Genomic DNA, 1409 nt, shown 5'->3' with positions numbered 1-1409 from the left:
AAGGGACTGACGACCATTGATTTGATGCCGACGGGGCCAAACGTAATCAGGTTTCGACTGGCAACTTAAATTCATTTGTACCCGAGGAAGGCGAGTTTTATCCTTCACATGAAGCTATCGATTTTTATCATCGTTATAAAGAGGATATCGCGCTTTTTGCTGAAATGGGTTTCAAATCATTTCGAATGTCGATCTCCTGGGCCCGTATCTTTCCCAATGGTGACGATATAACTCCAAATGAAGCAGGATTGCAATTTTACGATGACGTGTTTGATGAACTTCTGAAGTACAATATTGAGCCTGTCGTTACGATTTGTCACTTTGATTTACCCGTGAACTTGGCGAAAACGTGTGGCGGCTGGAAAAACCGAATCATGATTAAACTATTTGAAAATACTCTAAAACACTGTTTGAACGCTATAAAAATAAAGTGAAATACTGGATGACATTCAATGAAATTAATATGTTATTGCATCTTTCTTATACAGGAGCGGGCATTATTTTTGAAGAAGGCGAGGACAAACAACAAGTTCTGTATCAAGCAGCGCATCATGAACTGGTTGCAAGTGCACTCGCAGTCAAGGCTTGTCATGAAATTATTCCTAACGCCATGATGGGATGTATGTTGGCGGCTGGAAATGTGTATCCATACAGTAGCAATCCGGAAGATTACTGGGAAGTAATGAAAATGGAGCGTGATTCATACTTCTTGATTGATGTGCAGTCCAAAGGGGGAGTATCCCGGTTATGCCAAACGCTTTTTCATCGAGAATGGAATTCAGCTACAGCTTGAGTCTGAAGATTTGGAGATTTTGAAGACATATACTGTGGATTACATCGGTTTCAGCTATTATTCGAGCCGTTGTACCAGTGCTGATCCTGAAATTATGAAAAATTTTACGGATGGGAATGTGTTTGGTTCCGTAATCAATCCTTACTTGGAAACTTCCGAGTGGGGATGGACGATTGATCCAAAAGGCATGCGTATTACCTGCAACCGTTGCATGAAAGGTACAACAAACCATTGTTTATCGTTGAGAATGGACTTGGTGCGCAAGATACTCTTATGGACAACGATACCATTGAAGACGATTACCGCATCTCGTATTTGGATCTTCACTTTGCAGAGATTGCTGAAGCAATAAAAGATGGGGGTGATATTATAGGGTACACAAGTTGGGGGCCGATTGATCTTGTGAGTAACGGTACCGGCGAAATGAAGAAGCGGTATGGTTACATCTATGTGGACAAAAACAATGACGGTTCTGGCACGCTTAGAAGAATTAGAAAGAAAAGTTTTCATTGGTACAAAGACGTCATTGCGAGTAATGGAACAAAGTACTTTCAGAAATAATCACTTTATCTGTAATGGACCGCATAATCTTAAATTTTTGAAACTGCTGCAAATT

The 1409-nt window shown here is 40.5% G+C and carries 2 pseudogenes; both read left to right on the top strand.

The features are described from left to right. Positions 1-164: 164 nt before the first annotated feature. A pseudogene (locus GRP75_RS30700) lies at positions 165-793 on the top strand (family 1 glycosylhydrolase). Then, positions 717-1354: pseudogene (locus tag GRP75_RS30695) on the top strand (family 1 glycosylhydrolase). The pseudogenes GRP75_RS30700 and GRP75_RS30695 overlap by 77 nt, the downstream one beginning before the upstream one ends. The last annotated feature ends 55 nt before the right edge of the window (positions 1355-1409 follow it).

The sequence above is a fragment of the Paenibacillus sp. OT2-17 genome, assembly GCF_009827695.1.
Taxonomy (GTDB): Bacteria; Bacillota; Bacilli; order Paenibacillales; family Paenibacillaceae; genus Paenibacillus; species Paenibacillus polymyxa_B.
This window is presented reverse-complemented; position numbering and strand designations above follow the sequence as displayed.